This is a genomic window from Actinoplanes sp. KI2, from assembly GCF_025630775.1.
GTDB lineage: Bacteria > Actinomycetota > Actinomycetes > Mycobacteriales > Micromonosporaceae > Actinoplanes.
The window spans coordinates 1-4,500 of the sequence record NZ_JAOSZE010000097.1 but is presented as its reverse complement, the minus strand read 5'-3'; the positions used below and the strand labels follow the sequence as shown (position 1 = coordinate 4,500).

Sequence of the window (4,500 nt, the reverse complement as noted above, 5' to 3'; positions counted from 1 at the left end):
GGCCAAATGCACCTACGGCACCGGGAACTTCGTCCTGCTCAACACCGGTACGACGCCGGTGCGCTCGACGCACGGGCTGCTGACCACCGTCGCCTACCGCTTCGGCGACGAGGCGCCGGTGTTTGCTCTGGAGGGTTCGATCGCCGCGACCGGCTCCGCCGTGCAGTGGCTGCGCGACCAGCTCGGCCTCATCGACGACGCGGCGCAGAGCGAGACGCTCGCCGGCCGGGTCGAGGACAGCGAGGGCGTCTGCTTCGTGCCGGCGTTCTCGGGGCTGTTCGCGCCGTACTGGCGCTCGGACGCGCGGGGGGCGATCGTCGGGCTGTCCCGGTATCACACCGCCGCGCACATCACCCGGGCCGCGCTCGAGGCCATCTGCTACCAGACCCGCGACGTGGTCGAGGCGATGGCGCGCGACTCCGGCACGTCGCTGCCCTGCCTGCGGGTGGACGGCGGGGTGACCGTCAACGAGCTCTGCATGCAGCTGCAGGCGGACATCCTCGGCGTGCCGGTCAGCCGGCCGGCCGTCGCCGAGACCACCGCGCTCGGTGCGGCGTACGCCGCCGGGGTCGCGGTCGGCCTCTGGCGCTCGACGGCGGAGCTGCGCGCCAACTGGCGCGAGGACCGGCGCTGGGCGCCGACCTGGTCGGCTGCCCGCCGCGACGAGGGACACACGCGATGGAAGGCGGCCGTCGACCGCACCCTCAACTGGGTCAGCGTCGGCTGAGCCCACATCACGAGAAGAGGATCCTATGAACACGGCAGTGATGGCGCCGCGGGCGCGCGAGGCGGCCCTGGCCGCGATGTCCACCGGCGACGAGCTCGACGTGCTGGTGATCGGCGGTGGCGTGGTCGGCGCGGGCTGTGCGCTCGATGCGGCCACCCGCGGGCTCTCGGTCGGCCTGCTGGAGGCCCGGGACTTCGCCAGCGGCACCTCCAGCCGGTCGAGCAAGCTGATCCACGGCGGCCTGCGCTACCTGGAGATGCTCGACTTCGGCCTGGTCCGCGAGGCGCTGCGCGAGCGCGGCCTGCTCGTCCAGCGGCTGGCCCCGCACCTGGTGCGCCCGATCCCGTTCCTCTACCCGCTGCGGCATCGCGCCTGGGAGCGGCTGTACGCCGGCGCGGGCGTGCTGCTCTACGACACCCTCGGCATCTCGGGTGGGTTCAGCGCGGGCCTGCCCCGGCACCGGCACCTGGGCCGCGGCGCCGCCCTGCGCGCCTTCCCGGCGATGCGCCCCGAGTCGCTGGTCGGCGCGATCCAGTACTACGACGCGCAGGTGGACGACGCGCGGCACACCCTGTTCCTGGCGCGCACCGCGGCGGCGCACGGCGCGCACGTCGCGTCGCGTACCGAGGTCCTCGGATTCCTGCGGGAGGGCCGCCGGGTCGTCGGGGTCCGGGCGCGCGACGTCGAGTCCGGCGCCGAGCTGGAGATCCGGGCCCGCACCGTGATCAACGCGACCGGCGTGTGGACCGGCGACCTCCAGGCGATGCTGGCGGAGCGCGGGCAGTTCCGCATCACCGCCTCCAAGGGCGTCCACCTGGTCGTGGCGCGCGACAAGATCCCGGCGACCAGCGGCATGATCCTGCGTACGGCGACCAGCGTGCTGTTCGTCATCCCGTGGGAGCGGCACTGGATCATCGGCACCACCGACACGGCGTGGGACCTGGACCCCGACGACCCGGCGGCGTCCGGCCGCGACGTCGACTACCTGCTCGACGAGGTCAACAAGGCGCTCGTCACCCCGCTGACCCGCGACGACGTGCAGGGCGTCTACGCCGGCCTGCGCCCGCTGCTGTCGGCCGACGCCGAGCTGACCTCGAAGCTGTCGCGCGAGCACGCCGTGGACTGTCCGGCGCCGGGCCTGGTCGTCATCGCCGGCGGCAAGTACACGACGTACCGGGTGATGGCCCGTGACGCCGTCGACGCCGCGGCGCGGGAGCTCACCGTACGGGTGCCGGCCTCGTGCACGGCGCAGGTACCGCTGCTCGGCGCGGCCGGCTACCCGGCGGCGTGGAACCGGCGGGCGGTGCTGGCCCGCCGTACCGGCCTGCACGTCGGGCGGATCGAGCACCTGCTGCACCGCTACGGCACCCTGGTCGACGAGGTGGTGGCGCTGATCGAGACCGACCCCGCGCTCGGCGCGCCGCTCGACGGCGCACCCGACTACCTGCGGGCCGAGGTGGTCTACGCGGTGACGCACGAGGGCGCGCGGCACCTGGAGGACGTGCTCATCCGGCGTACCCGCATCGCGATCGAGACACCCGACCGGGGCGTACGGGCAGCCCGCGCCGCCGGGGAGCTGATCGCCGGGCCGCTCGGCTGGACCGGCCAGGACACCGCCCGCGAGATCGCCGACTACGAGGCGCGGGTGGCGGCCGAGCTCGTCGCGCAGCAGCAGCCGGACGACCGGAGCGCGGACGCGGCCCAGCGTGCGGGCCGCGGGATCGCCCGGCTCGCGGCGGCGGTCTGACCGTGGCGATTCAGCGCGCGGCGATCGCCGCGCGCTGCTGCTCGGGGGTGTGTTCCGGCGCCCCGCCGGCATGGCGCCGGAACATGTCGTCCATCCGCAGATGTTCGGCCGTCATCTCGGCACGGTAGGGCGTGGTGAGCCGGACGATCCGGCGTAGCGTGCCCGGCGCGGCCAACCGGAGGGTCTCGTCGAGCATCGCCCAGGCCAACTCGTCCGCGGTGGCCCGGACCCGGGCATCGTCGCCGTGCAGGCAGTGTTGCTCCAGCGCCGTCATCCGCCGGAGCAGGTCGCCGGACGGCAGGGCCGGCATCGGGACCACGTCCACCGCCGGGCTCGCCGACGGCCGGGCCAACGGCGCCTCCAGGGCATTGATCAAAGGGCTGAGATCACCGGCGAACTGCGGGTCGTACAGGCCGGGATACGGCGCCGGTTCATAGCCGGGCTCGAATCCGGCGATGTACAGCGGAGCCGCGCGGCCCGACTCCCGTACGATTCCCAGCGCCACGTCCAGCAGCCGGATCGGCCAGTCGAGATCGCGGATCATACAGAGCCGGAACACGGGTTCGTTCGGCTCGGCCAGGGCGACGAGCATCAGCTGCGCCGACTCGATCGCGGATTGAGCGTAGAAAAGTGTGTGCGGCGAATGCAGGCGTACCGGACGGCCCAGGCGACAGGCCTGCCGGAATCGTCGTAGCACGATGGAGTTGTCCACGACGTGGGTGAAGCGGGTGCCGGCGCAGTTCATCGTCCCGCGCGACGCGACCTGTCCCATCACCCATTCGCCCATCCGCTTGGACTCGGCGTAGACATCGCTGCTGTACGGGCGCAGCGCCTTGCCGGTCGAGGCGTACCCGAAATGCGCGACGCCCGCGTCCTCGGCCGACTCGGCCACGTTGCGGGTTCCGATCGCATTGGTGTGCAGGGTGCGCGCCGCCTCCCGCTCAGCGAGGCCGGGGTCGCGTTCGGCAGCCAGATGGAAGACCACCGACGGGCGCAGGGTGTGCAGCAGCCGGTCGACCGCGCCGCGGTCGCGGATGTCCACCGTTTCGTACCGCACACCGGGGACCGGTCGGTCGGGCTCGGACAGCGACACGCTCACCAGCTCGCGGGGGCCCAACCTGGTCAACTGGTCGAGCAGGACGGTACCCAGGCAGCCGCTGCCGCCGGTCACCACGATCCGCTGTCCGCCGATCAGTTCCGCCACCCGTTGCGGCGGGACGGGGATCGACCGGTGCTGAACGGACAGGTAACGGTCGAGCTCGGCCGTGCAGTCCGGCCGGGCGTCCAGCAGCTCGGCGGTGAGTTCGGCGAGCCGGTCGAGCATCGACCCGGGCAACTCCCGGTGCCCGGGCGGCACCTCCGCCGCCATCCGTTCGATCAGGGCGTCGATATTGTTCATAATTGGTCTCGCAAACCGCCGCATTGACGACCAGGTCGGGAAGGGTTGGGCGACCGAACCGCAACAATTTCGTTTTTTAATTCCCCTGACCTCGTAATTCGAGACAGCCAGTCCAACGTATGTGGACCGCCGCGCTCATTCAAGGCTGATAATGCTATTTTACAGTTATTTGACCACCTATTTACATGGTGGATGGCCCGGAGGATGCCGTGAACGACGAGGTGAAGCGGCTGCTCGCCACCCGCGACCAGCACATTGCCGAACTCACTGAACAGTTGTGCGAATTGATCCTGCAGCTTTATCCCGAGGCCACCGTCACGGTCGACGGCGGCGACATCGGCTTCGGCGCCGGCACCGGATATCGCGGGCTGGTGTTCGTGGTCAGCCCGCACAGCCGGCACGTCACGCTCGGTCTCGCGCACGGGGCCGAACTGCCCGACCCGGCCGGGTTGCTGGACGGCAGCGGCAGGGTGCACCGGCACGTCAAGCTGCGCAGCGCCAACGACCTGCAGCGCACCGAACTGCACGAGCTGATGGCGGCGGCCCTGCGGCGGCGACCCTGACCCTCAGCCGGCTGTGGTCCGTCGCCGGTGCGGGGCGCACAATACCTGCCGCGCCGGGGCTAGT

4 protein-coding genes are annotated in these 4,500 nt (G+C 71.8%); 3 read left to right on the top strand and 1 reads right to left on the bottom strand.

The features are described from left to right. On the top strand, nt 1-727 hold a 727-nt coding region (locus ODJ79_RS46270), incomplete at its 5' end, for an FGGY family carbohydrate kinase (protein WP_263030131.1). A 25-nt stretch (nt 728-752) separates the two neighbouring features. Further along, nucleotides 753-2,474, top strand: coding sequence for a glycerol-3-phosphate dehydrogenase/oxidase (locus tag ODJ79_RS46265; RefSeq protein WP_263030130.1), 1,722 nt, complete (start codon nt 753-755; stop codon nt 2,472-2,474). Between the two features lie 10 nt (nt 2,475-2,484). Here ODJ79_RS46265 and ODJ79_RS46260 read toward each other — a convergent pair whose 3' ends face one another. Next, complete coding sequence (locus ODJ79_RS46260) at nt 2,485-3,873, bottom strand: NAD-dependent epimerase/dehydratase family protein (protein WP_263030129.1); 1,389 nt, start codon at nt 3,871-3,873, stop codon at nt 2,485-2,487. A 209-nt stretch (nt 3,874-4,082) separates the two neighbouring features. Between ODJ79_RS46260 and ODJ79_RS46255 the strand changes: the two genes are divergently transcribed. Continuing rightward, nucleotides 4,083-4,436, top strand: coding sequence for a DUF1801 domain-containing protein (locus tag ODJ79_RS46255; RefSeq protein ID WP_263030128.1), 354 nt, complete (start codon nt 4,083-4,085; stop codon nt 4,434-4,436). Nucleotides 4,437-4,500: the final 64 nt, after the last annotated feature.